The organism is Lysobacter sp. HA18 (genome assembly GCF_054057595.1).
This window is the reverse complement of the sequence record NZ_JBSRZL010000001.1, coordinates 3,068,341-3,094,647: the sequence shown is the minus strand read 5'-3', so window position 1 is coordinate 3,094,647 and position 26,307 is coordinate 3,068,341. Positions and strand designations below refer to the sequence as shown.

The 26,307-nt window shown below is 63.2% G+C and carries 17 protein-coding genes and 1 tRNA gene; 12 read left to right on the top strand and 6 right to left on the bottom strand.

The annotated features are described in order from the left end of the window. The first annotated feature begins 90 nt into the window (after positions 1-90). The 3 genes from rpoD to ACVWWW_RS15005 all read left to right on the top strand — a co-directional run bounded on the left by rpoD (position 91) and on the right by ACVWWW_RS15005 (position 3,492). Positions 91-1,944, top strand: coding sequence for an RNA polymerase sigma factor RpoD (gene rpoD, locus ACVWWW_RS15015; RefSeq protein ID WP_027081704.1), 1,854 nt, complete (start codon positions 91-93; stop codon positions 1,942-1,944). An 82-nt stretch (positions 1,945-2,026) separates the two neighbouring features. Next, positions 2,027-2,102, top strand: a tRNA-Ile gene (locus ACVWWW_RS15010). Between the two features lie 178 nt (positions 2,103-2,280). Next, complete coding sequence (locus ACVWWW_RS15005) at positions 2,281-3,492, top strand: phage integrase central domain-containing protein (protein ID WP_036140968.1); 1,212 nt, start codon at positions 2,281-2,283, stop codon at positions 3,490-3,492. An 18-nt stretch (positions 3,493-3,510) separates the two neighbouring features. Here ACVWWW_RS15005 and ACVWWW_RS15000 read toward each other — a convergent pair whose 3' ends face one another. The 5 genes from ACVWWW_RS15000 to ACVWWW_RS14980 all read right to left on the bottom strand — a co-directional run bounded on the left by ACVWWW_RS15000 (position 3,511) and on the right by ACVWWW_RS14980 (position 9,086). Then, a complete protein-coding gene (locus ACVWWW_RS15000) occupies positions 3,511-4,662 on the bottom strand; it encodes a hypothetical protein (protein WP_027081705.1) in 1,152 nt (383 codons plus the stop codon). A gap of 223 nt (positions 4,663-4,885) precedes the next feature. Continuing rightward, a complete protein-coding gene (locus ACVWWW_RS14995) occupies positions 4,886-6,124 on the bottom strand; it encodes a hypothetical protein (RefSeq protein WP_027081706.1) in 1,239 nt (412 codons plus the stop codon). 9 nt (positions 6,125-6,133) lie between these two features. After that, on the bottom strand, positions 6,134-6,895 hold the full coding sequence (locus tag ACVWWW_RS14990) for a hypothetical protein (protein WP_456998731.1): 762 nt from the start codon (positions 6,893-6,895) through the stop codon (positions 6,134-6,136). A 170-nt stretch (positions 6,896-7,065) separates the two neighbouring features. After that, positions 7,066-8,334: a HEPN/Toprim-associated domain-containing protein gene (locus ACVWWW_RS14985; protein ID WP_051234614.1), complete on the bottom strand. Its 1,269-nt coding sequence runs from the start codon at positions 8,332-8,334 to the stop codon at positions 7,066-7,068. Next, positions 8,334-9,086 (bottom strand): DUF6988 family protein, encoded by a 753-nt coding sequence (locus ACVWWW_RS14980; protein ID WP_155914077.1) that lies wholly within the window; start codon positions 9,084-9,086, stop codon positions 8,334-8,336. The genes ACVWWW_RS14985 and ACVWWW_RS14980 overlap by 1 nt, the downstream gene beginning before the upstream one ends. A 716-nt stretch (positions 9,087-9,802) precedes the next feature. On the opposite strand from ACVWWW_RS14980, the gene ACVWWW_RS14975 reads away from it, so the two are divergent. Both ACVWWW_RS14975 and ACVWWW_RS14970 read left to right on the top strand, forming a co-directional pair. Continuing rightward, entirely contained in the window at positions 9,803-10,795 is a 993-nt protein-coding gene (locus ACVWWW_RS14975) for an AAA family ATPase (RefSeq protein WP_027081708.1), read from the top strand. A gap of 233 nt (positions 10,796-11,028) precedes the next feature. Continuing rightward, positions 11,029-13,347, top strand: a complete 2,319-nt coding sequence (locus ACVWWW_RS14970; protein WP_196804299.1) for a S8 family peptidase — start codon at positions 11,029-11,031, stop codon at positions 13,345-13,347. Between the two features lie 288 nt (positions 13,348-13,635). Here the strand turns inward: ACVWWW_RS14970 and ACVWWW_RS14965 are convergent, their stop codons facing one another. Beyond that, entirely contained in the window at positions 13,636-14,529 is an 894-nt protein-coding gene (locus tag ACVWWW_RS14965) for a LysR family transcriptional regulator (protein WP_027081710.1), read from the bottom strand. A gap of 210 nt (positions 14,530-14,739) precedes the next feature. On the opposite strand from ACVWWW_RS14965, the gene ACVWWW_RS14960 reads away from it, so the two are divergent. The 7 genes from ACVWWW_RS14960 (at position 14,740) to ACVWWW_RS14930 (ending at position 26,247) form a co-directional block, all read left to right on the top strand. Further along, positions 14,740-15,705, top strand: a complete 966-nt coding sequence (locus ACVWWW_RS14960; protein WP_456998730.1) for an alpha/beta hydrolase — start codon at positions 14,740-14,742, stop codon at positions 15,703-15,705. Between the two features lie 190 nt (positions 15,706-15,895). Next, positions 15,896-16,816 (top strand): MFS transporter, encoded by a 921-nt coding sequence (locus ACVWWW_RS14955; protein ID WP_456998729.1) that lies wholly within the window; start codon positions 15,896-15,898, stop codon positions 16,814-16,816. Next, a complete protein-coding gene (locus ACVWWW_RS14950) occupies positions 16,816-17,031 on the top strand; it encodes a hypothetical protein (protein WP_456998728.1) in 216 nt (71 codons plus the stop codon). The genes ACVWWW_RS14955 and ACVWWW_RS14950 overlap by 1 nt, the downstream gene beginning before the upstream one ends. 104 nt (positions 17,032-17,135) lie before the next feature. Further along, positions 17,136-18,389, top strand: a complete 1,254-nt coding sequence (locus tag ACVWWW_RS14945) for an MBL fold metallo-hydrolase (protein WP_196804300.1) — start codon at positions 17,136-17,138, stop codon at positions 18,387-18,389. 488 nt (positions 18,390-18,877) lie between these two features. Further along, positions 18,878-19,834 (top strand): DUF932 domain-containing protein, encoded by a 957-nt coding sequence (locus tag ACVWWW_RS14940; RefSeq protein ID WP_027081712.1) that lies wholly within the window; start codon positions 18,878-18,880, stop codon positions 19,832-19,834. A gap of 1,068 nt (positions 19,835-20,902) precedes the next feature. Continuing rightward, the gene (locus ACVWWW_RS14935; protein WP_196804301.1) at positions 20,903-25,579 is read left to right on the top strand and encodes an autotransporter domain-containing protein; all 4,677 of its coding nucleotides are present in this window, start codon (positions 20,903-20,905) and stop codon (positions 25,577-25,579) included. Between the two features lie 239 nt (positions 25,580-25,818). Beyond that, the gene (locus tag ACVWWW_RS14930; protein WP_027081714.1) at positions 25,819-26,247 is read left to right on the top strand and encodes a helix-turn-helix domain-containing protein; all 429 of its coding nucleotides are present in this window, start codon (positions 25,819-25,821) and stop codon (positions 26,245-26,247) included. Positions 26,248-26,307 lie beyond the last annotated feature (60 nt).

Genomic DNA, 26,307 nt, shown 5'->3' with positions numbered 1-26,307 from the left:
TCAGATTCCAGCCCGCCATCCGGCCTGCCCGGGAAGCGGCGCTGGTATAATAGACGGTTCCCTTGTTCCCTTTAGATGGTGGCGCAGCCCATGGCCAACGAACGTCAGACCCCGCAGTCGGACATCAAGCAACTGATCAGCAAGGGTCTGGAGCAGGGCTACCTCACCTATGCCGAGGTGAACGACCACCTGCCCGACGACGTCGTCGATGCCGAACAGATCGAAGACATCATCGGCATGATCAACGGCATGGGCATCCAGGTCCACGAGACCGCGCCCGATGCCGAGACGCTGCTCCTCGCCGGCGAAGCCAGCGGTAACCGCGAAGTCGACGACACCGCGGCGGAAGAAGCCGCGGCCGCGCTCGTGTCGCTGGATTCCGAAGGTGGCCGCACCACCGACCCGGTGCGCATGTACATGCGCGAGATGGGCACGGTCGAACTGCTGACCCGCGAAGGCGAAATCGCCATCGCCAAGCGCATCGAGGAAGGTCTGGTCCAGGTCCAGGCGTCGCTCGCGTCCTTCCCGGGCACGATCGCGCAGATCCTCGGCGACTACGAACTCCACAAGGGCGGCAAGAAGCGCCTCGCCGAAGTCGTGGTCGGGTTCCTCGACCAGATCGATGACGTGCCGGAGCCGGCACCGGTGCCGGAAGTCGTGGACGTCGATGCCGAAGTCGAGGAAGACGACGTCGAGGGTGACGACACCGCCGAGGAAGCCGGCCCGACCGGTCCGGATCCGCTGGAAGTCGCCAACCGCATGGGCGCGCTGGCTGACCTCTACGGCAAGTTCGAGAAGTCGCACGCGAAGAACGGCCCGGATCACAAGGCGACCAAGAAGATCCGCGAGGAAATGGCGGAAATCTTCGTCACGCTCAAGCTTCCGCTGAACCTCACCGATGCACTGGTGCGCAATCTGCGCGAGTCAGTCGCGAAGGTGAAGGAACACGAGCGCCGCATCCTCGACTTGTCCGTGCGCATCGCGAAGATGCCGCGCAAGGACTTCATCCGCGCGTGGGACGGCAACCAGACCAACCTCGAGTGGGTCGACGAGCTGCTCAAGCGCAAGCAGAAGTGGGCGTCGGCGCTGCGCGACGTCAAGGATCGAATCGTCTTCGAACAGCAGGCGACGATCGACGAAGAACAGCGCATGAAGGTCACGCTGGCCGAGCTGAAGGAAATCAGCCGCGCGATGGCGTACGGCGAAGCGAAGGCGCGCAAGGCGAAGAAGGAAATGGTCGAGGCCAACCTGCGCCTCGTGATCTCGATCGCCAAGAAGTACACGAATCGCGGCCTGCAGTTCCTCGACCTGATCCAGGAAGGCAACATCGGCCTGATGAAGGCGGTCGACAAGTTCGAATACCGCCGCGGTTACAAGTTCTCGACGTACGCCACGTGGTGGATCCGCCAGGCGATCACGCGCTCGATCGCCGACCAGGCGCGCACCATCCGTATCCCGGTGCACATGATCGAGACGATCAACAAGCTCAATCGCATTTCCCGCCAGATGCTCCAGCAGTACGGCCGTGAGGCCACGCCGGAGGAGTTGGCGAAGGAAATGGACATGCCGGAGGACAAGATCCGGAAGGTCATGAAGATCGCGAAGGAGCCCATCTCGATGGAGACTCCGATCGGCGACGACGAGGACTCGCACCTCGGCGACTTCATCGAGGACACGAACGTCATGTCCCCGATCGATGCGACCACCGACATCAACCTGTCGGAGACGGTGCGCGACGTGCTCGCCAGCCTGACGCCGCGGGAGGCGAAGGTGCTTCGCATGCGCTTCGGCATCGACATGAACACCGATCACACGCTGGAAGAAGTCGGCAAGCAGTTCGACGTGACCCGCGAGCGGATCCGCCAGATCGAGGCAAAGGCGCTGCGCAAGCTGCGTCACCCGAGCCGGTCGGAACAGCTGCGCTCGTTCCTCGATATCGATTGATCCGACGCGTCACCGCAATGCACGCGAGCCCGCCGATTGGCGGGCTCGTCGTTTGTGCAGCCGCTACAATCGATTCCGCTGCGGGCCTATAGCTCAACGGTTAGAGCAGGGGACTCATAATCCCTTGGTTCCAGGTTCGAATCCTGGTGGGCCCACCACATAAGCGTCCAAGGTTGTCCAAGACAGTCCGAGAAAAGGCATACGACCCCGCAAATAGCGGGGTTTTTTGTGCGTGTTGGTCCAAACGAGTCCCCTTGAATCCAGAAAAAAAGTGAGTCAGGCTGTGAGTCATAGGGCTGGCGGGTGGCCGCTGACTCACAATTGGCTGACTCACACATGCTCACCGACACGAAGCTACGGACACTCAAGCCGCGTACGAGTGCCTACCGCCTCGCGGACGCTAATGGCCTGTGCATCGAAGTGCGCCCAAGTGGCGGTAAGGTTTGGCGGTACCGATATCGCTACGCCGGCAAGGCGAGCATCATCACGATGGGGGAGTACCCGGTGATGGGCCTGGCGGAGGCGCGTGCCGAACGGGATCGCCTTCGTGCCTTGGTGAAAGGGGGCGGCAGTCCGGCTAACGCCGCTAGGGTCGAGCGGGTTGCGAAGGCTGAGCGCGCAGAGACAACCTTCGGCGTGATTGCGACTGAGTTCTTGAACAAGCGGGCCAAGGAAGGACTCAGTCCCGGCTCAGTGAAGCGCGAACGTCGGCTGATCGAGAAGGACATGGCCGCCATCGGCGGGCTCCCCATTACGGACGTGACCGCGCCACTATTGCTGGCGGTGTTGCGCAAGCTGGAGAAGCGGGGTGTAGTCGAGACGGCTCACCGAGCTCGGTCCTTCGCAGGTCGCGTCTTCAGATACGCAATTGCCACGGGGCGAGCCCAGAACAATCCGGCGAATGACCTCGTGGGCGCTCTGGAGCAGCCGCAGGTCAGACACCTCGCCAGCGTGACCGACCCCAACAAGATCGGGGACCTGCTGCGCGCCATGTACGCCTACAGCGGTTCACCTGTCACGCAGGCGGCCCTGAAGTTGGCCCCCTTGTTGTTCGTACGTCCGGGCGAGCTTCGGAAGGCGCGTTGGGCCGACGTTGACCTCGCTGCAGCCGAGTGGCGCTTCACCGCTAGCAAGACGGGAACGCCACACATCGTTCCGCTCGCATCCCAGGCGAAGGAGGTCCTTGAGGATCTCCAGCCACTAACCAGGCGCAGCGAGTTTGTCTTTCCGGGAGTGAGAAGTGCGAAGCGGCCCATGAGCGAAAACACGATCAATGCAGCGTTGCGCTACTTGGGCTATGACGGCGACACGATCACGGGACACGGTTTTCGGGCAATGGCCCGTACCGTGCTCGATGAGGTTCTGGGGTTCCGTCCAGACTACATCGAACATCAGCTGGCGCATGCGGTACGAGACCCGCTTGGGCGCGCCTACAATCGAACGGCACACTTGGCTGAGCGCAAGAACATGATGCAGGCCTGGGCGGACTACTTGGATGGTCTTAGAATCAATTCCACAGTCGTACCACTTCGCCGCCGCACTGGGTAAAGGATGCCAGAGACATCCTCAGGATGTAGGCGCGTCCTCTCCGCTGTCGGGCGGTGACGTCTGGTGCATCTCCAGCGGGTCGACGATGCCTTCCTCAACCCAGCGTGATTCCAGACGTGCGAGATAGTCCTCGTATTCCTCTTCGAACACCCTTTGCCCGCGGAAGGTGCCTTCGTCGAAAAACCGTTTGACAGTTGTCTCAGCCACCTCGGTGGCATGGGTATCAACACCCAGCAGTTCGCGGGCGATATACAGTACTGCGATTTCCTGGGTCAGGAGAACGACCGCAGCTGCGACGCTGTAGGACCGTGTGGCGCCCAGTTCGGGGTCGATGCGCACCGTTCCACTATGGGATATGCCGTTGCGTAAGGTATTAAGTCGGCGGAGCCGGTGGCTTTGATCATCCGACGGTGTCGCCGGAAACAGGCCGTTGGCTTCGACAAATGACCGAATCTTGTCTAGTGCGGACGGGGTCTTGATCTGGTGGAAGCGCGCGATGATATCCGACACCGATCGAGGCGAAACGCCCTGATCGATTAGTGATTTCTCTATGGTCTTTCGTGCGAGATTGATCAGATCGGCATCGGCAAAGACCGTTTTTCCATTGGCCTTGGCCCACGATGTAACGATAGTGTCGAATGCGGCGCTCACGTACGCGCCCCAGCCGATGAGATCGGGCGACTGAGGCGCGTGGACTAAGCAATAGAGCGCGTCGCTGAGGCCCTCTTTTGCGACCGTCGGCAGTAGACCCCACGCCTTCACCGCGAACAGAGTCAATTCGTAGCCGGTTAGTAGCCGCTCCCCGTAGGAGCGTCGTGGATCCCACGTAAGGTCATGCTCGAAGTAGACCTTCCGTCCGGTTAAGAACGAAAGCAGCATAACTAAGTCGTACGCCGCGTCGGTGCCTGGCGTCCCGGGAAACAGGGTCGACGGCGGCATCGTCTGACCTTGCGAGAGCGAGAGCTCCGCAGTCGGGAGAAACTCGCCTTGACTCAACGCGGTGCGGGTGACGTCCCGATTGAAGTTGGCGTCGTGCCCATAACGCTGGAGCGTCCGGCGGGGTAGCCTCTCGAGATTCTTGCAGTGCGCGGCCTCCACGACGACGGTGAACGGGCCGATTTCGAAGGACTGCGGCGCAGTAAAGCCGTGGTCGAAGTTGAAGAGTTGCATGCGGTCACCGAGGAACAATCTGTCAATTATGGCGCGTGGCGGCTTGGGCAAACCCGAGCGCTTGGGTGCCGGTCGGGGAAAGCCTGTTCAAGCCTGGCCAGGTGACGGAGGGCCTTCCGAAATTCCATTACCAACTGGGAAGAAGCCGCAGTTCAGAGCAGGTCGCCGAGAACAACGCCGATCTGATCACTATCCGTGAGTTCGGCGCCGCGGCGCGAGATCGCTACGCGAGGAGTGGTGCCCGCAGCGCAGCGAGCATTTGGTTGATGCGCTGCCTAACTGCACCTACGAAAGCCCCTCGAGCATCCAGTCGGGCCGCTTCCGCCAGTGGCCACGTGACCTCGCAGAACAAGCCTGGCCGAGGGCTGGCCTTCTGGCGTTGGCTTCCCGCGAACTCCTGCTCGAACGTGTGCCTCCCGGATGCGTCTAAGATGCAATTGACCTGCAGTGTGGTCAGGTAGCTGTCCCACTCAGATCGCGCCAGCTCGCGCGATTCACCGATGTGCTCCACCCAGTACGCGCAGTAGTCCTCGACCGCGCACGGGGACGGCGCCCATGCATAGCCGGGGGCCATGAAGCCCCAATGAAAGTTTGGCTCCACACGCCAATCCTGCGACCGAAGCGCGAGCACGGCTTGCACGGACTCCGGATCGGCATAGAAGTGTCGTGCTTGTCCAAGAGTGTCGGCCGGATACATCCGAAGGCTCACGGCGGAGGCGTCGCTGGGATAGCCGAGCCAGGCCATCAAGATCTTCTGCGTGCCATCAATGTTTCGCCATCCTTGGGCTTTACCTTCGTCGGTGGCCACCGCGAATCCCTGCACAGCGTCCAGGCGCCGCTCCAAGCGGAAAGCATTGGTGCCGCAGCGGCTGATCGTCGAATAGGGACCGATGGTGGGGAAGTGCGCCTCAACCAGGTCAAGGAAGTCGCCGATCACGAGACGCTCGGCGCCGGCTACCAAGTCGCGCTCTAGCAAGTCGGAGAAAATCGCCAGCACGTCCTGCCACGGCACAGAGCGCGGGTGCTCCTCGAATTGGACTGGGGCCCCATGCAGGTTGATTCGATGGGGCTGTTCCGTCGGATCACACCAGCTGATCTTGTTTTCGACCACGACGACCAACTCGCCGCCGTAGGTGATGATTGCGTCCAGCACCTGTTGCCGGTCCGACGCCTCCAGAGTGGCGTTGACCTGCTTCGCATCGGGTGCCAGCCACACGCTGATGCCCGGGATCGCGTCGCCGCCCCCCAGCATTTCCCCCGAAGGCAGCACGCGCTGGCGTTGCGTGGCGAACTCGGCGGGCGGCAATGCGTGCAGCCGGCGTCCAGGGGCCACGCGCTCGAGCCACGCCTGATGCGCCATCGGGCTATAGCGCAACACGACCAATAGAGCACGGGTGAGCTGGTTTTCGTGCCACGCGGGCGCGGACTGGAACGGGACAAAGAAGTTGAGATGGCTGGTCATGGGCCTGCGTCAGGGACGGTACAACCGGCGCAGATACATGCCTGCCGTCACCAGTACCAAGTGCAGGCGGAAGGTGCTGTGGTCCTCATTCGACAGGCCAGGATGCGAGCCGTGGGTGTGGAGCATCTTGAACAACCCATTGACGTAGTTCTTGCCGTCTATCGACCACTCGCCCCGGCCGGAGTCGAGGAAGCCTTCGCTGCCTAGCAACGTGCGCCGATTGTCCGATGTCGCCAGTTGGGCGGCCTGTTGCGGGTAGGTGAGTCGTGCGATGTCGTCGAACAGGCCCTCGAGAAACGAGCGCAGCTGAGCATTGCACGCGGCCCAGTCGCCACGGGTGTGTGCATCGATCGCCTGGTCCAAGTGGCCCAGCGGCGTGATAAAGCCGAAATGCCGGAGCAGGTGGTGGACTTCGTCGTCGGTGGCCGGCAGCTGGATCTCACTCGGCAGCGCGGCGCGGATCGAGGCATTTTGCCCGCCGACGGCGGGAACCAGGACAAATCCGTCGCGCGCCAGTCCGCGGAGGAGCGCCGTATGCGCTTCGTCGGTCGAGGCCGGCTGCGCGAGTTTCACCGCCTCGCGGACGACCGCTTCCCCAAGCGTCATCGGACCATCTACGGTTTCGAGCACCCTATCGGGTCGGAGCAAGATCGCACGGGCGATGAGGGCGCACTTCTTGCCAACGCTTACGTCGCTGTTAGACGAGACCTCGGTTTCCAGCCCGAGCCGGATCACGACGCGGTTGATGCCCGCTTGGCTGTGCCGATCCAACAGCTCGGTGGCGGCAACGATTGTGGGGCGAGAAAAGGGGGTAGGCCGCATCGGTAGGATTAAGTCTTGAGGCTAGGGATTGGAGGGCAGAGCGGTCATCGCCTGGACCATGGCAGCGCACATCGCGTCCCAGACGGTTGGCTGCTCGGGGGTTAGCTCTTCCCGATGTCCTATTTCCACGGCTCGGATCTTGAGGCCCGTGAATCGATGAAGTTGTGTTCGGCAATTGCCACGCACTCGGCCACCATCGCGTCTAGCACGGCCTCGATCTTGGAAAAGTCGTAGGCCGGATCGGCCGCGCGCAGGTCGAGGAAGTGCTTCATGTACTGCGTCTTGTGCTCGAGCTCACCGTGATAGGTCTCCGACACTTTGTTGAAGGGGCCCCAGCGAACCACCGGCTCCGGCAAACCGGGACACGTCAAGTCCAAGTAGCACTCGATCGCCGCGGCCCGCTGGTTGATGTCGGCGCGCCTACGACCGGACGGCCCCACCGTCATTACCTTCTTGAGCGCCTTCAAGTCCGGCAACTTCATGGGGCGCATGTTCGGCGGCAGCGTCAGTTTGTGGGTGTCGCGCCACTTGGCCACGCCTTCGGCATCGTTGTCGTAGAGCAGCACCGTGTTGTTGAGGATGCCGATGCCTGCCAGTCCTTGGGTGAACCGGTACAGGTTGCCCGTGCCGGCGAAGGGATAGCCCTCTTCCATGTCCACGAAGCGGAAAAAGTCGGCGACATGAGGGCGCAGTAGCTGCAGAGCCTTCTGCAGGATCTTCGCGTCCGAACTGCCCTCGGTAACGATCAGGAAGCGCTGCTCGGGCGTCGGCCCTGGCTGAAACTCCTCGCGCTCTGCCCATCCTGCATCCACCAAGGGTCCGAAATCCCAGGTAACGTCCAGATCTAGATTCGCCGGGTTTTCGGCGAGCAGCCGCAGTGCGCCGTTCGCACCGAAGTTCTCAAGCAGCAGGTCGATTTCCCAGTGATCCGGTCGCGAGCCTCCCTGGTAGTAGTGGTGGCGTTCGGAGGCCAGCGCCAAACGCTGGAGGATTTCCTTGCGCACGAACTCGCCCGCGTCATAGTCCTCGCGGTAGTTGCCGCTGACCTTGGTGACATCGACCTTTGCCAGGGCGCGGCGCAATGTAGTAAAGGGGATCGGCTTGTCCGACATCCCATGCATGCGATGCAGGCGCTCGTAGTGATGCTCTACGGCGCGCAGCGTGTAGCCCATCAGCTCCAGCCGATCGCGCACATGGCGCAAGGGTTTGCCGAACCCTTCGTCTATCAAGACGATTGGCTCACCTTCAGGAGCCTCCTCGTCCTCGTCGTACGTAGGGATCTGCTTGAGATCGCTCGGCTGGAAAAGCGCGCCGTGGTCGGAGAAAAAGTTGTTCTTTCCCCAGTCCACCTCAAGCTTGCCTAGGGCAAGGCAAATCATCGTGCCCATCAGGTGCTTCCTGTCGTGACAGGTAATGGCTCCAGCGTCGGCAGCACGTTTTCGAACTGTTCGTACAAGGCCAGCATCAGCACTATCGCGTCGGCTTGTTGCGGAAGCGCCGACAGCACGTTGAGCGTCAGCATCGCCATCGCATTGCTATTTTTCATCACGTCTATCAGCAGGCCAATCGGGTAGCCATCCTGCTGGCGCGCAAACGGATGAATGCCGCCGTGCACGAAGGAATTCAGACCGTCGTTAAGGCGTTCGCGTGCTCGTCCAAGTAACGTCGCCGCGCCGCGTGGTCCAGAGGCGTCCAGCTTTTCCAGCATCTCCGGTACGCCGGGCAGCTTCTTGGCAGCCTGCTGGCTTTCGTGCGTCAGCGGGGTGACCAAGCGCTGCAACTGTGCTTCGGGAGCCACGTGCATGGCCCAGACGGCGCGCACCAGGGCTTCATACTGCGGGCGCATCAACACGATGGCAGAAGCCGGCAGCGCGGGCAGCAGCGACTGCACGGCTTGGCCGTGCTGCAACGAGATTGCGCACAGCCCTTGGGCGGCGCGATGTCGGGCGTCGGTAAACGCCGACGTCGCCTCCCACGCCGCACCGATCAGGGCGGCGAGCTGTCCGGAGACGTCCAGCGCGGACGCCAAGGCGTCATCCGTGGCGGGCGCGCCCTTCGGCGTCAGGCACATGCGCTCAGGGGCAGAGTGCGCATCGCCCGCGAAAGTGGTCAAACCCGGCGGTGGGAGGTGTTCGTTCACGTGCGGCTTGAGGCAAGGTGATTGGGCTAGTCCGACTTTACGCAGGCGGAAACAAAGGGGGGCGAAGTAGCCGAACAGCTTCTCCTAGGCTCACATTGACCATTATCGGCCGAGGGTTCGACGGACCACTGACTGCCCGCTCCGGGCCGTCGCCCTAGCAGCGCCGAACATGCCCAGCTAGGGTGCCGCACAACCTCAGGTCCAGACGATGGGACATTGGCGCCTAACCGTCAGGCAGAGCACCTTTTAAGTCGCAGCCTGTGCGACCCCCGCATGAAACTCACCGAAGTGGGCTACTTCAGGACCTACTAGCAGGCCGGACGCGCGTTGTGGCAAAACGTTGCGCTTCATTCTTCGCAGCTTGTTCCAGTGTGTCGGCGGCTCTTCTGACGTGGGCAAGAGCGAGTTGCACGCCGGAGCCATTTTCGACGCCCACATGGAGCTCGGCGACTGCCTTAAGGCAGTAGTTCAACACCGACGTCGGCGCTCCCAATTGCTCGGTCTCATAGCGAGACAGGCAGCTCCGGTCGACGCCAAGTCGCTTCGCAAACTCTGCTTGGGTTGCACCCGCGCGCGCTGCGATCAGAAGTTCTCTTTGAGAGGTCGGAAACGCGTAGGTCATATTGCTACTATCGCACATACGTGCTATAAAAGCACTAGCCACGCCCCGCTGGGGTCGTGGGAGGTTTCCCGTACTATTCGCCCAGGAGACTCCCATGGCGCGTGCAGACCAACTCAAAGCGCTTCTGCGCGCCTACGCAGGCGAAGAAGACGCGCAATTCTTCTCGGTCGCACTCCAGATGGCGGCCGATGAGGCGCAGCGCGGACATACGCGGCTTGCCGCGGAATTGCGCGCGCTCATTGACGCCGCCAAGGCAAAACAATTCGCGAAGCCAAGTTCCCGCCCGGTTCCGCTGGCCCAACCAAAGGGCGATCTGGCAGAACTACTTACCGTGCAGTACCCCAGCCATCATTTGTCTGAGATGGTCGTGTCATCCGAGGTTCGAGCAAAGCTCGAGCGCGTCCTAAATGAGCAGCGTCAGCACGAACGTCTTACCGGTCACGGCTTGTCGCCACGCCGGAAATTGCTGCTGATGGGGCCGCCGGGTACGGGGAAGACGCTTACCGCCAGCGTCTTGGCAACGGAGCTGAGATTACCTCTCTTCATTGCGCGCTTTGACAGCTTGATTACCAAATTCATGGGCGAAAGCGCCTCCAAGCTTCGTCTGGTCTTCGAGTCCCTAAAGACCACGCGAGGCGTGTACCTATTCGATGAATTTGATTCGCTCGGATTGCAGCGTGGAACCCAGCACGACGTCGCAGAGATGCGTCGTACGCTCAACATGTTTCTGCAGCTTATTGAGCAGGATTCGTCAGAAAGTTTGATAGTGGCAGCGACGAACCACGGCGACTCCCTAGATAGCGCGTTGTTTCGTCGATTTGACGACGTCATTCGCTACCGCGCGCCCGACGATGATGAAATCGTTCACCTGCTCAAGAACAGCCTGGCGCTGCTGACGCCCCCGGCACTGGACCCACGGCGTATGGTGTCCGCCGCTCGAGGCTTGTCTCACTCCGACATCGTGCGCGCATGCAAGGACGCCATGAAGGATTCGGTCTTGGAGCATCGGGATTACGCTACGGAGGAAAGCGTGCTTCAGCACCTGGCAGAACGTTCTGCTAGCCTTGGTCCGGTGAAACTCAGCTAAGGGACAGGCTCTCATGGCCTGTAAGGGTCATGCCAGAGTTAGATCACCTTCGAGTCGTCGATTCTGCGGACGCGCGGCCCTTTCGGTCGACCCTGACAGTACAGCAGCCACCCCCGCCCCCAAGGGATCGGGCGACCCATGGCCAGAAGCTGCTCCGGCAATTTTCCGAACTAACGCGGCGAGAAGCTGAGCTCACGCAGCTCCGCGCGGACACAAATTTGCCCCAGCAGGGCATGTCCATCGTGCTCGAAATCTCTCCTAAGGGATTTCTCGACTACAAGAAGCTGGAGTGGCGTCGGGAAGGGATCGAAGTTCTCAATGTTGCAGAAGGGAATGCCTCCGACCTCGTGGTGGTGTTTGTACCTGACGGGCACCTGACAGCATTCGTCCGTCGGATAACCGAGTACTTGGAACAAGACACACGATTCAACAGGCCGAAAAATGCGGCCCTGGTTAGCGTCATCGAGAACGTTCGGAAGGCTGCCTTCGACGAGCTCTGGACGGATGTTTCCGAGGCTCCGCCTGCCGGCGAGCTCAGGTGGTTTCAGTTGTGGCTTAGAGAGTTGCCCGAGGGGCCGTCGGTTACTCGTGACCGTTTCGCTGGCCTCGCCCAACAGCTCGGTATTGAGGTTGAGCCGGGCTTCGTGCCTTTTCCGGGTCGCGTGGTTATTGCAGCACGCGCGGTGCGAGAAATGCTCGAACAGGCGATCGAGTTGCTGGACGCCGTCGCCGAGATCCGCAGCGTCGCACCCACGGCCGAGTTCTTCTTGTCACAGCTGAGTCCTGCTGAGCAAGCAGAGTGGGTGAATGATCTCGCCGCGCGCACGACGCACGGCGAGAGCGACGAAGCCCCGTACGTTGCGTTGCTCGATACGGGCGTCAATAACGGACATCCTCTTCTCAGGCATGGGCTGGCAGACGACGACCTGCATGCGCTGCAGCCTGCATGGCGTCGCACCGATCATCACGGCCACGGAACGCAGATGGCAGGACTAGTGCTGCACGGCAATCTGGTGGGCCCGTTGGCATCGACCCAGGCGTATCAGATCGCGCATCGCTTGGAATCCGTCAAGATTCTGCCGCCTGATGGGGAGAATCCCCCGCACCTGTATGGATGGATCACAGAACAGGCGACAAGGGCTGTAGAGGATCCATATCCCAATCGTCGCCGCACATTCGCGATGATGACGACGTCCATTGGGAAGACCACGGGCTCTCCGTCAGAATGGTCTGCGACCATTGACCGATTGGCGTTCGGTGCGCCCGATGTGGTTGATGATTCGAGCGAAGACGCGCAGAGCAAGCCGCGCTTATTCGTCCTGTCTGCGGGAAACGTTGGATGGCCAGACTGGAACAACTATCCCGCAATCAATGATCTGTCGCCGGTAGAAAATCCAGGTCAGTCCTGGAACGCGATTACGGTTGGTGCCTGCACCTATCTAACCGACTACGATCAAGACGAATACCCGTCCTTCCAGGCGATCGCCGCCGGCGGAGGCTTGTCGCCTTCTTCATCGACATCGTTGATGTGGCCAAGGACCAACTGGCCGTACAAACCCGACGTGGTCGCCGAGGGCGGAAATGGCTGTTTGGACGCCGGGATCCATGTAATCGTTGGACCAGAGAACCTTCGCTTGCTGTCGACCTCACACGACATGGCGACGGCATTGCTAACGGAAACAGGGGATACAAGCGCCGCCACGGCCGAAGTGGCCAGGCTTTGTGCCAGGTTGTCAGACCGATATCCAGACTATTGGCCCGAAACTCTACGAGCCTTGGTCATCCACGGCGCCCGGTACACGCCCGCGATGTTGGCGCAGTTGCCGCTCGTTCGACTCATGCGGCAGAAGTTGAACCTTCTGAAGCGCTACGGTTTTGGGGCGATTAGCCCGGAAAACTCCCTCGAGTCGACAGCGACCAGGCCTACGGTGGTTCTCCAGGAGACCATCAAGCCGTACCGTGTCGATGGATCCAACATCAGATTGAACACGATCAATCTGCACGAGATTCCTTGGCCGGCCGCCGCGCTGCAAGCCTTGGGCGAGGCAACCGTCGCATTGCGCATAACGCTCTCGCATTTCGTGGACCCAAACCCGAGTCAACGGGGTTGGCAGAGCAAATTCCGCTACCAGTCACATGGACTTCGATTCTCAGTAAAGGGAGCCACGGAGTCGGCCGAGGAGTTCAATCAGCGCATCAACCTGCTTGAGCGGGAGGCGGCCGCCGAAAACGGAGAGGATGAGCACGGAGCCTTCAGGGATCCCGATTCGGCCGGATGGTTCCTTGGAACCAAGCTCCAATCCCGAGGCTCTATCCATTCGGACGTGTGGATGGGGACAGCAGCGGACCTCGCAGAGAAATCCCATATCGCCGTATTTCCAGTCGGAGGGTGGTGGAAAGACTGGAGAGGCGCAGGTCAGCCGAATAAGACCGTCCGATACGCCTTGGTGGTCACTCTAGAGGTGGCAGAGGACATGGACGTCGACTTGTACACGCCCATCCTTGCCCAGATACCGGTTCCAGCAGTTGTCGTTCCTGTGGATCTTGGCTAAGGCACCGGTCCAGACCGATTGCACGAAAGTTCCAATGTCCTCCGGGCCCGTAACGTCCAATTTTGAACTGATGCTCGCAACTGCGCAGACAAGCTGGATGAATCGACAAGTCGTGCCCGTCGAGTGACAGTTGGACGTCGGCTGCACTAAGTGCGAGTACCGATCAGAATGACCATCGGCACCGGTCCAAGCTGATCATTGCGCTGATGTCGACCATGGCCGCTTTCGTCCAATAGCGGACGTCGCTAAGTAGAGCTAGAAGATCCGCTCTGTCCCGACCTAATGCCATCAATGCCCTCGGTATCGGAGGGCATCGAGGACGAGCGAGAACGCCGGTGAAGGATGACGGCGGCTCGGGTAGTAGAGGTGAAAGCCTGGGAATGGTGCGCACCAGTCATCGAGCACACGGACGAGTCGGCCGGTTTCGAAGTACGGCTCAAACTCCTCCTCTGGGAGGAATGCAATCCCAAATCCGTCGAGCGCCACCCTTACGATCTGTGGCGAAGTGTTGACGATGACTTGTCCCTCGACGCGTACCTCGAGCTCACGTCCGTCCCGCTCGAACTCCCACGCGTAGAGACCACCGGACACCTGCCGCTGGGCAATGCAGCGATGATTCGTAAGGTCGCCCGGGGTCTTCGGCGGTGGGTGGTTAGCGAAGTACTCGGGAGAGGCTGCAGCAGCCATGCGGATCTTCGGCCCGATCGGGACGGCGACCATGTCTTGGTGGACCTGCTCTCCAAGACGCACGCCGGCGTCGAAGCGATCGGCGACGATGTCGCGCAGCCCGTAGCTCACATCGAACTCGACCTGGATGTCCGGGTACTCACGCAATAGCGGCACGAGCTTGGGCCAGATGTTGTCGCGAAGGACCTGGTCGGCGCAGGTGATCCGTACGAGGCCGGCGGGCTTGTCCCGGAGCGCGGTTAGCGCGTCGAGTTCGGCCTCGATCTCCTCGAAGCGATGGCCGATGGCTTTCGCCAACCGCTCGCCGGCGGCCGTTGGAGACACGCTACGGGTCGTACGGGTCAGCAGACGAATGTCCAGCCGGTCCTCCAGACCCCGGATTGTCTGGCTCAGCGCGGACTGAGTCACGCCGAGCACCTTGGCGGCACGGGTGAAGCTGCCTTCGCGGGCGACCGTGACAAAGGCCAGTAGGTCGTTCAGGTTGCGGCGCGCCATAGCGGCAGTCTCCGTAATTGATTAGCTGAGCTACTAGGGCATTTAAGCACTAGGTGGCTAATCAAATCCTCGCGCGAGGTCCACAGTGCTCACCACTCGCCACGCAGACAGCGCGGCGCTCTCAAGAGATCCGAAATGCGAACCCTCGCCCTCGCCCTCGCCCTTGCCCTCGGCCTCGCCCTCAGCCCGCTTATCGCCCACGGAGCCGACATGTCCAACGGAGCCAACAATTTCTACACCAGCGAGCAGGTCTCCCTGCAGAAGGTGACCTTCAAGAACCAGTACGGCATGGACGTCGTCGGCAACCTGTTCGTACCCAAGAACCTCGACCGTACCAAGAAGCACGCCGCGATCGTGGTCGGTCACCCGATGGGCGCCGTCAAGGAGCAGTCGTCCAACCTCTATGCCACCAAGCTCGCCGAGCAGGGCTTTGTGACGCTGGCAATCGACCTGCCGTTCTGGGGCGAAAGCGAAGGCAAGGCGCGCAATGCCGTGGCGCCGGATCTGTACTCCGAAGCCTTCAGCGCCGCAGTCGACTACCTCGGCACGCGCGAGTACGTCGACCGTGGCCGGATCGGTGGCCTCGGGATCTGTGGCAGCGGCAGCTTCGTGATCAGCGCTGCCAAGGTTGACCCCCGTCTGCAGGCGATCGCCACGGTGAGCATGTACGACATGGGCGCGGTCACCCGCGATGGTCTGGGCAAGTCGCAGACGCTGGAGCAGCGCAAGCAGATGCTGGCGCAGGCCGCGGAGCAGCGTTACCAGGAGTTCACCAGCGGCAAGCCGATCTGGCGCAACTACCTGCCGAAGCAGCTCCCGGCCGACGCCGATCCGATCACGCGGGAGTTCCACGACTTCTATCGCACGCCGCGCGGCGAGGCGGTGCCCGCAGGCATTCCGCCGGAGCAGAGCCAGAACCGCACGCTCGCACAAGAGGTGAAGTTCATGAACTTCTACCCGTTCAACGACATCGAGACCATCGCTCCGCGCCCGATGCTCTTCATTGCTGGCGAAGTCGCACACTCCCGTGAGTTCAGCGAAGAGGCGTTCCGACGTGCTGGCCAGCAGAAGGAACTCGTCATTGTTCCAGGTGCAAATCACGTCGACCTCTATGACCGCGTCGGTGCGATCCCGTTCGCCAAGCTCACCCAGTTCTACCGGACGAACCTGAAGTAAAGAGTCGACAGGCTGTCCGAAAGGGGCCCTGTTCGCAGGGCCCTTCTTTTTTCGGCGCGTCGCGCTGGTCCTGGTTGGAAAGAAAATGACGACTCAACAGGCTCCGTCCCCCTCTTCTTCACTCGTACCTGGCTGGGGTGGAGTTTTTTCCTTGGCGCTGGGGGCCTTTGCCCTAGTGGCCTCGGAGTTCATGCCGGTCAGCCTGCTGACGCCCGTCGCTAACGAGCTCCAGGTCACTGAGGGCCAAGCCGGCCAGGCGATCACCGTCTCGGGGGTGTTCGCGCTTCTGACGAGCCTTTCGATCTCTGCGCTCGCTGGCCGATTGGACCGCAAGGTCCTCCTCGCCGCGCTGACCTTGCTGATGATCCTGTCGGGAAGCGTGGCCGCATTCGCCCCGAACTACTTCTCCTTCATGGTGGGGCGCGCGCTGATCGGCGTCGCCATCGGCGGGTTCTGGTCGATGTCGGCGTCGACAGCGATGCAGCTGGTTTCAAAGGACGACGTTCCGCGCGCTTTGGCCGTGGTCAACGGAGGCAATGCACTGGCTACGGTGCTGGCAGCACCGCTCGGGAGCCTGTTGGCTTCTGTCGTGGGCTGGCGCTGGGCGTTTTTCACGATCGTTCCCGTCGCCGCCATCGCACTCGTCTGGCAGGTGAGGAGCCTTCCCAAGATGAAGCCCGAAGCCCGCGCGAAGCCGGTCAGTGTTTTCGGGCTCCTACGCGAACGGCGTGTGGCGCTAGGCATGGCCGCCGTCAGCCTCTTTTTCATGGGGCAGTTCACGCTCTTCACCTATCTCCGCCCATTCCTGGAGACGGCAGCAGGCGTAGGAGCAGGAACGCTCTCCTTCTTACTACTGGTCATCGGCATCGCGGGGTTCGTCGGGACGATCCTGATCGGCTCGTTCCTCAAGAACGGTCTCTACCGGATCCTGATCACCATCCCGCTTGTCATGGCAGCGATCGCCATCGCGCTGCCATTCGCTGCTACTTCGCTGGGCTCTACCGCCGTCCTCTTGGGCATTAGGGGCTCGTCGGTACCGCCGCGCCCGTGGGCTGGTGGACGTGGCTCGCCTGGACCCTGCCGCGGGACGCCGAAGCCGGTGGCGGCCTGATGGTCGCCGTGGTGCAGCTCGCCATCGGACTCGGCGCTGGCGTCGGTGGGCTCCTGTACGACCAGCTCGGCTATCAAGCGACGTTCGCGGCCAGTTCGGTCCTACTCATCGTCGCCTCAGGCCTGGCGGTTCTGACCTCGCGCATCGCTGCGCGACTGCCGGTACCGCAAGATGTCGACGCGGACCGGCACCGGGCAAGCCACGTCCGGGCATAAGCCTGCAGGCGACCTGCCTATCCCCACCGCACCTGCAGCCAGATGTGGCATCACCGATCTCGAACTGTGACGTCGTCGAGTCCCCTTTCAATGACGAGAGCCCCATGCGCATGAATGCCAGCCCGATTCACCCGCCCAGAAAGAAGCGTGGGTGGCTAATGCGTCTCTTGCTCGTCGTCCTTGCAGTGATCGCCGCACTGGCCGTCGTAGTGGGCGTTCTCTACCTCGTGGCGCGACCATCTCTTGGTCGAACCCCGGAAGGCGCTCGGCTTGAGCGGGTCAAGCAATCATCCCAGTGGGACGGCGACTCCTTCTACTCGGGACGTGATTCGTGGTCGCCGGAGTCCAACCCGTCCAAGGCGGCAGAGACGGCCACGCCACCCCCGGCAGTGCCAGTCGTCCGGACGGACCCTGCCGTCCTGCGCACGTCACCCGTTTCGGGACTGCGGGTCACATGGTTCGGACACTCGAGCACGCTCGTGCAGGTCGACGGGGTCAACGTGCTGACGGATCCGTTCTGGAGCGAGCGAGCCAGCCCACTGCAGTTCATCGGCCCCAAGCGCTGGTATCCGCCTCCCATTGCATTGGCGGACCTTCCGAGGATCGACGCCGTCGTGGTCTCGCACGACCACTACGACCATCTGGACGCCGGGACGATCCGCGCCTTGAATCGCGATGGCGTGCGATTCGTCGTGCCCCTTGGAGTCGGTGCGCACCTCGAGGACTGGGGCGTACCGGCCAACCGCATTACTGAACTCGACTGGTGGGAGTCGACAGTGGTGCGCGGTGTGCGCATCCATGCCACGCCCGCGGGTCACTACAGCGGTCGCGTCGAGTTCCAGGGCAACGATGCGCTCTGGGCGGGCTACGCCCTTGTGGGGTCGCGGAGCCGCGTGTACTACACGGGCGACACGTCATACATGCCCGAGATGATCGAGATCGGGCGGCGTTTAGGTCCGTTCGACCTCGTGCTTACAGACTCTGGCCAGTACAACCCGGGGTGGGCGGATGTCCATCTGGGACCGGAACAGGCTGTCGAACTCGCCAAGGCCGTAGGCGCCAAGACCATGATGCCTATTCACTGGGGACTGATCCGGCTCGCACATCACTCATGGACTGAGCCCGCCGAGCGCACGCTCGCGGCCGCCGCATGTCACGGCGTGAATGTGGTCATCCCACCGCCTGGTAAGTCGATCGAGCCAGCAACTGCCACTCAGCTGAGCAAGTGGTGGCCGCAGCTGCCCTGGATGACAGCGAGCGCTTCCTCGGTGCGCTCAAGCCAGAATGGCGACGGAGCTTCGCGCTTCGAACCTGCCCCATGCCGACAGGAGGGCCGTGGGGAGGTCGCGACCCGGTAACGGCAAGGCGACGTCCGCTTTGGGTCGTAAGCGGACCTCGTCTGGTCATCGCCATCGCGCTGGTTAGCTTCAGCTGGAACAACGGCGCAATGCGATCGGCGCACGCACACTAAGCCGGTGGTGACAAAGACTCGCCGCTTCCGTCCTGAAGATCCATTCCGAACGCGACCAATCTTTGCTTCTCGCGGACCACTAAAAGGCATCGCCGAGATTCAAAAATCTTTCAAACCCTTAACACAGACCTGAAGCGGAGGAGTTCTTCGCTTAACGTCCGAGCGCTACGTCCCAAGCGCTCACGGCAAGGTCAGAGCTATGCGCAATGACACAAGGGAGACGATTGTCCAGCTGCTGACGTGGGCCACCGTTGTTCTGGTGGGTCTTCTGACCAAGCGAAACATGCGTCTGCCGTAAGCCAGTCTACTGGCAATAGAAGGCCCGCCCTCATCGGCGGGCCTTCTGCGTTTATGCGGCAACTCGAGGAGATCGACATGCACCTGGTTGAAACGATGGCCTATACGGGGGAACGCCCCTGGCACGGTCTGGGCAACAAGCTCGCCCCGCAGCAGCCCATCGATGCTTGGAAGCAGCAGGCGGGCATGGACTGGCAGATCGAGGAGTCCGAAGTCCGTTACATCACTGGCAGCAACGACGTCGGGGTTATCAACGCGTTTCCGGAACAGAAGGTCCTGTACCGGTCAGACACAAAGGCGCCGCTGGCCGTGGTCAGCAAGCGCTTCCAGGTGGTCCAACCGCGCGAGATTCTCGAGTTCTATCGGGATCTGACGGCCTGCAACGGTTTCGAGCTGGAAACCGCGGGCGTGCTACGGGCGGGCCGAAAGTTCTGGGCGTTGGCACGTACCGGGCAGAGCACGACACTCAGGGGACGTGACAAGGTGGACGGGTACTTGCTGCTGGCCACCGCGTGCGATGGCACGCTGGCGACCACCGCGCAGTTCACCTCGCTGCGTGTCGTCTGCAACAACACCCTGCAGATCGCGTTGGGAGATGCCAGCGGTGCCATCAAGGTGCCCCACCGCAGCCAGTTCGACCCCGATGTGGTGAAGCGCCAACTGGGCATCACCGTGTCGTCGTGGGACGGCTTCGTGGCCCGGATGAAGGCGCTTTGCGAGCAACCAGTCGATCACGACTCGGCCGAAGGCCTGCTGCGTCGGGTACTCACCTATGCCGGCCCCGAAGGCGAGCAACCCATCGTCAACGAACAGGCGCTGGCGAACGCCCGATCCCTGTACGAAGGTGGTGGCCGCGGAGCCCTCATGGCATCAAGCCGGGGAACGGCCTGGGGGTTGCTCAACAGCGTTAGCGAGTACGTCGACCACCACCGGCGGGCCCGCAGCGACGACCACCGCCGCGACGCGGCGTGGTTTGGCCAAGGGGCCCAGCTCAAGCAGCGGGCATGGAACGAAGTGACAAAGCTGGTGGCGTGAGCCGGCGCGTCCGTGGCCATTGATGCACTGGATATCGCCTACATCGCCACCGGTGCCAGGCAAGCGCTGTGGGCTTCGCCGATCAGGCATGACGCCATCTCCCGGTTCGATGGAGAGTTGGGCTACGTGCAAGCGTGCATTGACCACGCCGCCCTGCTGGCCGGGCGTGGCACGAGTGCGAAGAGGCCGGCGAAGGCCCGCAGCCCGCATCGCGCTCTGGCGCCACGACGGTCTGGAAAGCTTCGCCCATGCGCCGGCTAATCTCCGTACCGGCACGAGGTGCAGTCGGCCTGATGGCCGACTGCTCAAGCGACTCGGACTCGGGCAGTGGCGTCAGATTTGGACACTACGGCTGACTTTTCGAATGTGAGTCAGATTGAGAGTCAGATGTGCTTCATTGATTGATCGTGTACGTTTTAGATCAATGGCTTGCGAGCTATATGTGATTGCTGGTGGGCCATTGCTAGCTGCGCGCGCGACCTCGACGTAGTGGTCTCATTGCCCGCGTGACCGCTTCGCGGCTTCGCTGATTGGGCTGACGAGCATTTAAGTGCGCAGCGTCGACGTAGCGCATGTCGCACGTGATGCAATGGGGAGCGAGCTAGTTATCGTCATTCCGTTTCGCACGAGTGTTGCGACGCGAGCCAAAGCGTAGGGAACACCGCGGACGTGCGGCTATGGTTAGGATCGTCGACGCATAAACCTTTCCGAACAGCGTTTCGCGGAACAGTTTTCTAGCCCAGTACGCGATCGCCGGAAACCCCGGGTTCGGCGTGTCCTGCGCGATAGCGCCTTGACCGCCCGAGTCGCCCCGGGCGCCAACACGAGCCTCCGTGAACGAAATGTGATCTCATACGCGCTTCGCCGCGCAGCCCGTCACACGTTTGGGGTGACCTGCGCCGCGGATCGTCAGGGGGAAGTCACATGTGGCAGCAGAGCGCGAACCCGCGCCCGTTCGGCGTGGGCGTTCGATCGTCCGCGGAAAATTCGTCCGCTGGTCTCCGGACCCGTATTCGACGGTTCGCCGGCGCAGCCCTGCTGGCGCTGACAGCTCTCGTCGCGACTCCAGTGGCAGCGCAGAACGCCACGACGGTGACGATTACCGGCTCGAGGCCGGCGACCTTCGCGCGCGAAGGCCAGGTGCTCACGTTCAACGTGCAGCTCTCCACCGGTAACACCGATATCGACTCGCTGACATTTACCAGCGGCGGCCCCGCGGGGATGTCCGCGCTCAGCTGCCCCGGTATGCCGGCGGCGCTGGGCACAACCAAGAACTGCACGTTCACGTACACGACGCAGGCGATGGACGTCGCGATCGGCAGCATCTCGGCGATCGGGCGCTGGCGCGCAACGCGCCCGAGCGGTGCCGCGCGCAGTGGCGCGACCAACACGCTGGTCGTCTCGTTCGCTGCACCGCGCCAGCCCGACGCACCGATCATTCGCACTGCTACGCCCGGCAACACACAGGCCACGGTGGCGTTCGACCCGCCGGATTTTGACGGCGGCTACCCCGTCGACAGCTACACCGTGACGTCGACCCCGGGCGCGCTGACCGCGACCGGCACCGGCGGTCCGATCACGGTTACCGGCCTGACCAACGGTGTCGCGTACCGGTTCTCGGTTACCGCGACGAACATCATGGGTACGAGCGCCGCGTCGGGCTTGTCCAATAGCGTTACGCCGACAGCGCCGCAGACGATCACGTTCGCGCATCCGGGCGCGCAGAACTTCGGCACCACGCCGACGCTGACGGCCACGTCGACCTCGGGTCTGACCGTAACCTTCAGCTCGACCACGATCGGCGTTTGCACCGTCACCTCGGGTGGCGCGCTGACGTTCGTATCGGCTGGCACCTGCAGCATCGATGCGGATCAGTCGGGCGACAGCGCGACGAATGCCGCGGCGACCGTGTCGCGCAGCTTCACCGTCGCAGCCGTCGCGCCGGGTGCGCCGACGATCGGCACTGCAACCGCAGGCGACGCGCAGGCGATCGTCTCGTTCGTCGCACCCGCCTCGACGGGTGGAGCCGCGGTCACGAGCTACACTGTGACGTCGATGCCCGGCGGAATCACCGCGACCGGTGGCACGTCGCCGATCACGATCAACGGCCTCACCAACGGTGTCGCGTACGCGTTCGTAGTTACCGCGACGAATTCGGCGGGCGCAGGCGCAGCGTCGTCGCAATCCAATAGCGTTACCCCGGCAGGACCGCAGGTCATCACGTTCGCGAATCCGGGCGCGCAGTCGTACGGCACCTCGCCGACGCTGACCGCCACGTCGACATCTGGCCTGCCGGTGTCGTTCGATTCGTCGACGCCCGCGGTGTGCTCGATCACGTCGTCGGGCACGCTGACGTTCGTTGCCGCCGGCACGTGCACGATCGACGCCGACCAGACGGGCGATGCCGCGTATCTGCCCGCGTCTCGCGTCAGTCGCAGCTTCACCGTCAATGCCGTCGTTCCTGGCGCGCCGACCTCGGCGAGCGCGGTCGCGGGCGATGCGCAGGCAACGGTCTCGTTCACGGCCCCGTCGAACACCGGCGGCGCGGCGGTCACCGGTTACACGGTGACGTCGGCACCTGGTGGGTTTACCGCATCGGGTGCGTCGAGCCCGATCGTCGTGTCGGGTCTCGTCAACGGCACCGCATACACGTTCACCGTTACCGCGACGAACACCGCAGGTGCGGGCGCTGCGTCGGCGCCGTCCAATGCCGTTACGCCGAAGCCGCCGCTCGCTGCAGGGCCGGTTAGCGCAACGGTGCCGTACGCGGCAGGTGCCACGCCGATCACGCTCGACATCCTCGGCACGGCGACGTCCATCGCGATCGGCACGGCGCCGTCGCACGGCACGGCCATTGCGAGCGGCACGACGATCACCTACCAGCCCGCAACCGGTTACGCGGGTGCCGACAGCTTCACGTACACGGCGAATGACGGCCTGACGACGACCGCGCCCGCGATCGTCACGATCACGGTCAGTGATGCGACCGTCACCGTCACGCCGTCCGGCAGCCTCAACGCGACCGTCGGTGCGGCATATACGCAGACGTTTACGTGGTCGGGCGGGAACGCCCCGTACCACGCGTACCAGGTGACCGGCCTCCCCGCGGGCGTCTCGATCGCATCGAACGCCACGAACAGCGTGACCGTATCCGGCACGCCGACGCAGGTGGGTACCTTCAACGTCGCCGTGCAGGCCACCGACAGCAGCACCGGCAATGGTCCGTACGCCGCCGGCCAGACCTTCGTAATTACGGTCGCCGCGCCCGTGCTTGCGCTGTCGCCGGCCAGCGGCTCGCTCACTGCGCCCTACGGCACTGCTTACACGCAGGCACTCGCCGCTTCCGGCGGTGTCGGCCCGTACACCTACGCAGTCACGGGTGCGCTGCCGGCCGGCATGTCGTTCAACGGCGCCGTCCTGTCGGGCACGCCGACCGTGCCGGGCAGCTACGGCATTACGATCACCGCGACCGACACCGGCTCCACCGGCGCCGGCGCGCCGTTCACCGCGTCGCAGACATACACGCTGCAGGTCGTCGCGCCATCGATCTCGCTGACGCCATCGACGCTGCCGAACGGCGCATCGACCGTGGCGTACTCGCAGTCGCTGTCGTCGACCGGTGGCGTCGCGCCGTACACCTATGACGTCGTCGCCGGAAACCTGCCCGCCGGCGTGACGCTCGCGCCCAACGGCCTGGTATCCGGCACGCCGACAGCTTCCGGCCACTTCGCGTTCACCGTCCGCGCGTCGGATGCACACGGGCAGTCGGGTACGCAGTCCTATGCGTTCGACATCGCGGCGCCGACGCTCGCGCTGTCGCCGACGACCGTCACGTCTGGCACCGCGGGCTCGCCGTATTCGCAGGCGTTCACCGTGACCGGCGGCATCGCGCCGTATACGACGACGCTGACCGGCACACTGCCGACCGGCATCACGTTCGATGCGGCCACACGTACGCTGTCGGGCACGCCGACGCAGTCCGGTTCGTTCGCGTTCGACGTCGACGTCGCCGATGCCACGACCGGCACGCCTGGCGCGACGAGTGCGCACTACACGCTGTCGATCGCGGCGCCCACGCTGACGATGACGCCTGCCACCGTGCCCGCCGGTACCGCGGAGACGGCCTACACGCAGACGTTCGTCGCAAGCGGTGGCATCGCGCCGTACCACTACGCGCTGGCATCCGGCACGTTGCCCGCCGGACTGACGCTCAATGCAGACACCGGCGTGCTGTCCGGCACCCCGACCGTCGCAGGCGCGTTCCCGATCTCGATCCGCGCGACCGACAGCACCGCAGGCACGCCGGCATCGACCGTCATCGCTTACACGCTGACGCTGTCCGCGCCATCCATCGCGATCACGCCGGCCACCTTGCCTGCCGGAGTCGCGAACACGGCCTACTCGCAGGCATTGAGCGCGAGCGGCGGCACAGCGCCGTATCGCTTCACCATCAGCGCGGGCACGCTGCCGACCGGTCTTTCGGTCGCGTCGAACGGTGGGCTGTCGGGCACGCCGACCGCGGATGGCGCATTTGCGTTCACCGTCACCGCGACCGACGCGCTCGGCTTCACCGCGACGCGTGCGTATGCGTTCGCCGTCGCTCCGCGTGCGGATCCGTCGCGTGACGCGCAAGTGCGTGGCCTCGTCCATGCGCAGGCACAGGCGACACACCGCTTTGCCGATGCGCAGATCAACAACTTCCAGTCGCGTCTGGAAAGCCTGCACGGTGGCGGTCGCGAAGGCAGTTCGCACAATTCGCTGAGCTTTAGCGACAGCGCACACTGCAGCGACAATCCGCATTCGACGAATGCCTGCATCGATACACGCATCGAACGCCCCGGCATCGGCGCGGCCGACGCCGGCGATGCAGATGTGGCGGCATCGAACGGTCCGACCGCGAAGGAAACGTCGTCTGCTGGCGGCCTCTGGATCGGCGGTGCATTGCGCTCGGGTAGTACCGGCGGGCATTCGGGCTCGTCGTCGCTCGACTTCGAAACCGACGGCGTCAGTGCCGGTGCAGACTACCGCGTCACCGATACGTTCGCGATCGGTGGAGGCGTCGGCTACGGCCGCGATGCCACCGACATCGGCAGTTTCGACACGCGCACGAAGGGCGAGTCCTACGCGCTGGCTGCCTACGCGAGCTTCCATCCGGGCGGCGCGCTCTTCATCGACGGTCTCGTCGGTTACGAGCGACTGTCGTTCGACACGCGTCGACATGTCACGGTGAACGGCGGCACGGTCGAAGGCTCGCGCGACGGTAGCCAGTGGTTCGGTTCCATATCGGCGGGTGCCGACCTGTTGCACGGCGGCTGGCTGGTCACGCCGTACGCGCGTGTCGACATCACCCGCGCGACGCTCGATGCGTACACCGAACACGGCGATGCTCTGTACGCACTCGCCTACAACGAGCAGTCGGTCGATGGCACCACCGGCGATCTCGGCATTCGCTTCGGCACGCGCCGCACCACGTCGTGGGGTGCATTCGCGCCGGAGTTCCGTGTCGAATACCAGCACGACTTCCAGGACGATGGGGACGCGTCGATGCACTACGCCGACCTGCCGTCCGGCGCGCTGTATACCGCGACCGTCGTCGGCTTCGACCGCACGCGCTACCTCATCGGCGCCGGCGCCACGTGGGTGCTGCGCAATGACTTCTCCATCCGCCTCGACTATCGCGGCATGTTTGGAACGTCGGGCGATCGCGACAACGGCATCCAGCTGAACTTCCAGAAGTCGTATTGAGGACGTAAGCGCGTCATCGGGCACGAGTGGCGCCCGCATTGCAGCCGAGGCGGGTCCGGAAGGGTCGCCTCGGCGGTGCTGCGATGCTGAAAGCGGCGCGTGACGAATAGGACCGGATAGCAAGCTCGGCTCGATGCGCTGTCGAACTTCGATAGGACCACTTCGTGAAGAACCGGTACGGCTGAACGAAGTCGCCTTAGGTGTATAGAGTGACGGCACTTATTCCGAAGGCTGCCCCCATGCCCAACCTCAATACCGTCCTGAAGACCGAGATCACGCGTCTGGCCCGCAAGGAGATCAAGACCGCGGTCGATCCGCTGCGCAAGTCGAATGCGGGCTACCGCCGGGAAATCGCGGAGCTCAAGCGCCAGGTGGCGCAGCTGCAGCGCCAGCTCAAGGCTTCGTCGAAGACGACGCGGGCGGCGGCACCGGCGGACGACGAGGGCGGCGTGCGTACGCGTTTCGTCGCAAAGGGCCTGAAATCACTGCGGGCTCGGCTCGGGCTGTCGGCTGCGGACTTCGGCCGCCTGGTCGGCGCGAGCGGCCAGTCGGTCTACAACTGGGAAGCCGGCAAGACGGTGCCGCGCGACGGCCAGCAGGCTGCGCTCGCCGCGGTGCGCGGCTTGGGCAAGCGCGAGGCTGTCAAGCGTCTCGAGGCGCTGTCCTGATCGATTGACGGCGCGGTCGGGCCGCTCCTTCGCGGGACGTTTTTCGACAACCGCGCGCGC

What these genes read in the sequence shown, in the direction of transcription:
- rpoD (WP_027081704.1), top strand. Translation starts at nt 91, where the DNA reads ATGGCCAACGAACGTCAGACCCCGCAGTCGGACATCAAGCAACTGATC.
- ACVWWW_RS15005 (WP_036140968.1), top strand. Translation starts at nt 2,281, where the DNA reads ATGCTCACCGACACGAAGCTACGGACACTCAAGCCGCGTACGAGTGCC.
- ACVWWW_RS15000 (WP_027081705.1), bottom strand. Translation starts at nt 4,662, where the DNA reads ATGCAACTCTTCAACTTCGACCACGGCTTTACTGCGCCGCAGTCCTTC.
- ACVWWW_RS14995 (WP_027081706.1), bottom strand. Translation starts at nt 6,124, where the DNA reads ATGACCAGCCATCTCAACTTCTTTGTCCCGTTCCAGTCCGCGCCCGCG.
- ACVWWW_RS14985 (WP_051234614.1), bottom strand. Translation starts at nt 8,334, where the DNA reads ATGGGCACGATGATTTGCCTTGCCCTAGGCAAGCTTGAGGTGGACTGG.
- ACVWWW_RS14975 (WP_027081708.1), top strand. Translation starts at nt 9,803, where the DNA reads ATGGCGCGTGCAGACCAACTCAAAGCGCTTCTGCGCGCCTACGCAGGC.
- ACVWWW_RS14970 (WP_196804299.1), top strand. Translation starts at nt 11,029, where the DNA reads ATGTCCATCGTGCTCGAAATCTCTCCTAAGGGATTTCTCGACTACAAG.
- ACVWWW_RS14965 (WP_027081710.1), bottom strand. Translation starts at nt 14,529, where the DNA reads ATGGCGCGCCGCAACCTGAACGACCTACTGGCCTTTGTCACGGTCGCC.
- ACVWWW_RS14960 (WP_456998730.1), top strand. Translation starts at nt 14,740, where the DNA reads ATGTCCAACGGAGCCAACAATTTCTACACCAGCGAGCAGGTCTCCCTG.
- ACVWWW_RS14955 (WP_456998729.1), top strand. Translation starts at nt 15,896, where the DNA reads ATGCCGGTCAGCCTGCTGACGCCCGTCGCTAACGAGCTCCAGGTCACT.
- ACVWWW_RS14950 (WP_456998728.1), top strand. Translation starts at nt 16,816, where the DNA reads ATGGTCGCCGTGGTGCAGCTCGCCATCGGACTCGGCGCTGGCGTCGGT.
- ACVWWW_RS14945 (WP_196804300.1), top strand. Translation starts at nt 17,136, where the DNA reads ATGCGCATGAATGCCAGCCCGATTCACCCGCCCAGAAAGAAGCGTGGG.
- ACVWWW_RS14940 (WP_027081712.1), top strand. Translation starts at nt 18,878, where the DNA reads ATGCACCTGGTTGAAACGATGGCCTATACGGGGGAACGCCCCTGGCAC.
- ACVWWW_RS14930 (WP_027081714.1), top strand. Translation starts at nt 25,819, where the DNA reads ATGCCCAACCTCAATACCGTCCTGAAGACCGAGATCACGCGTCTGGCC.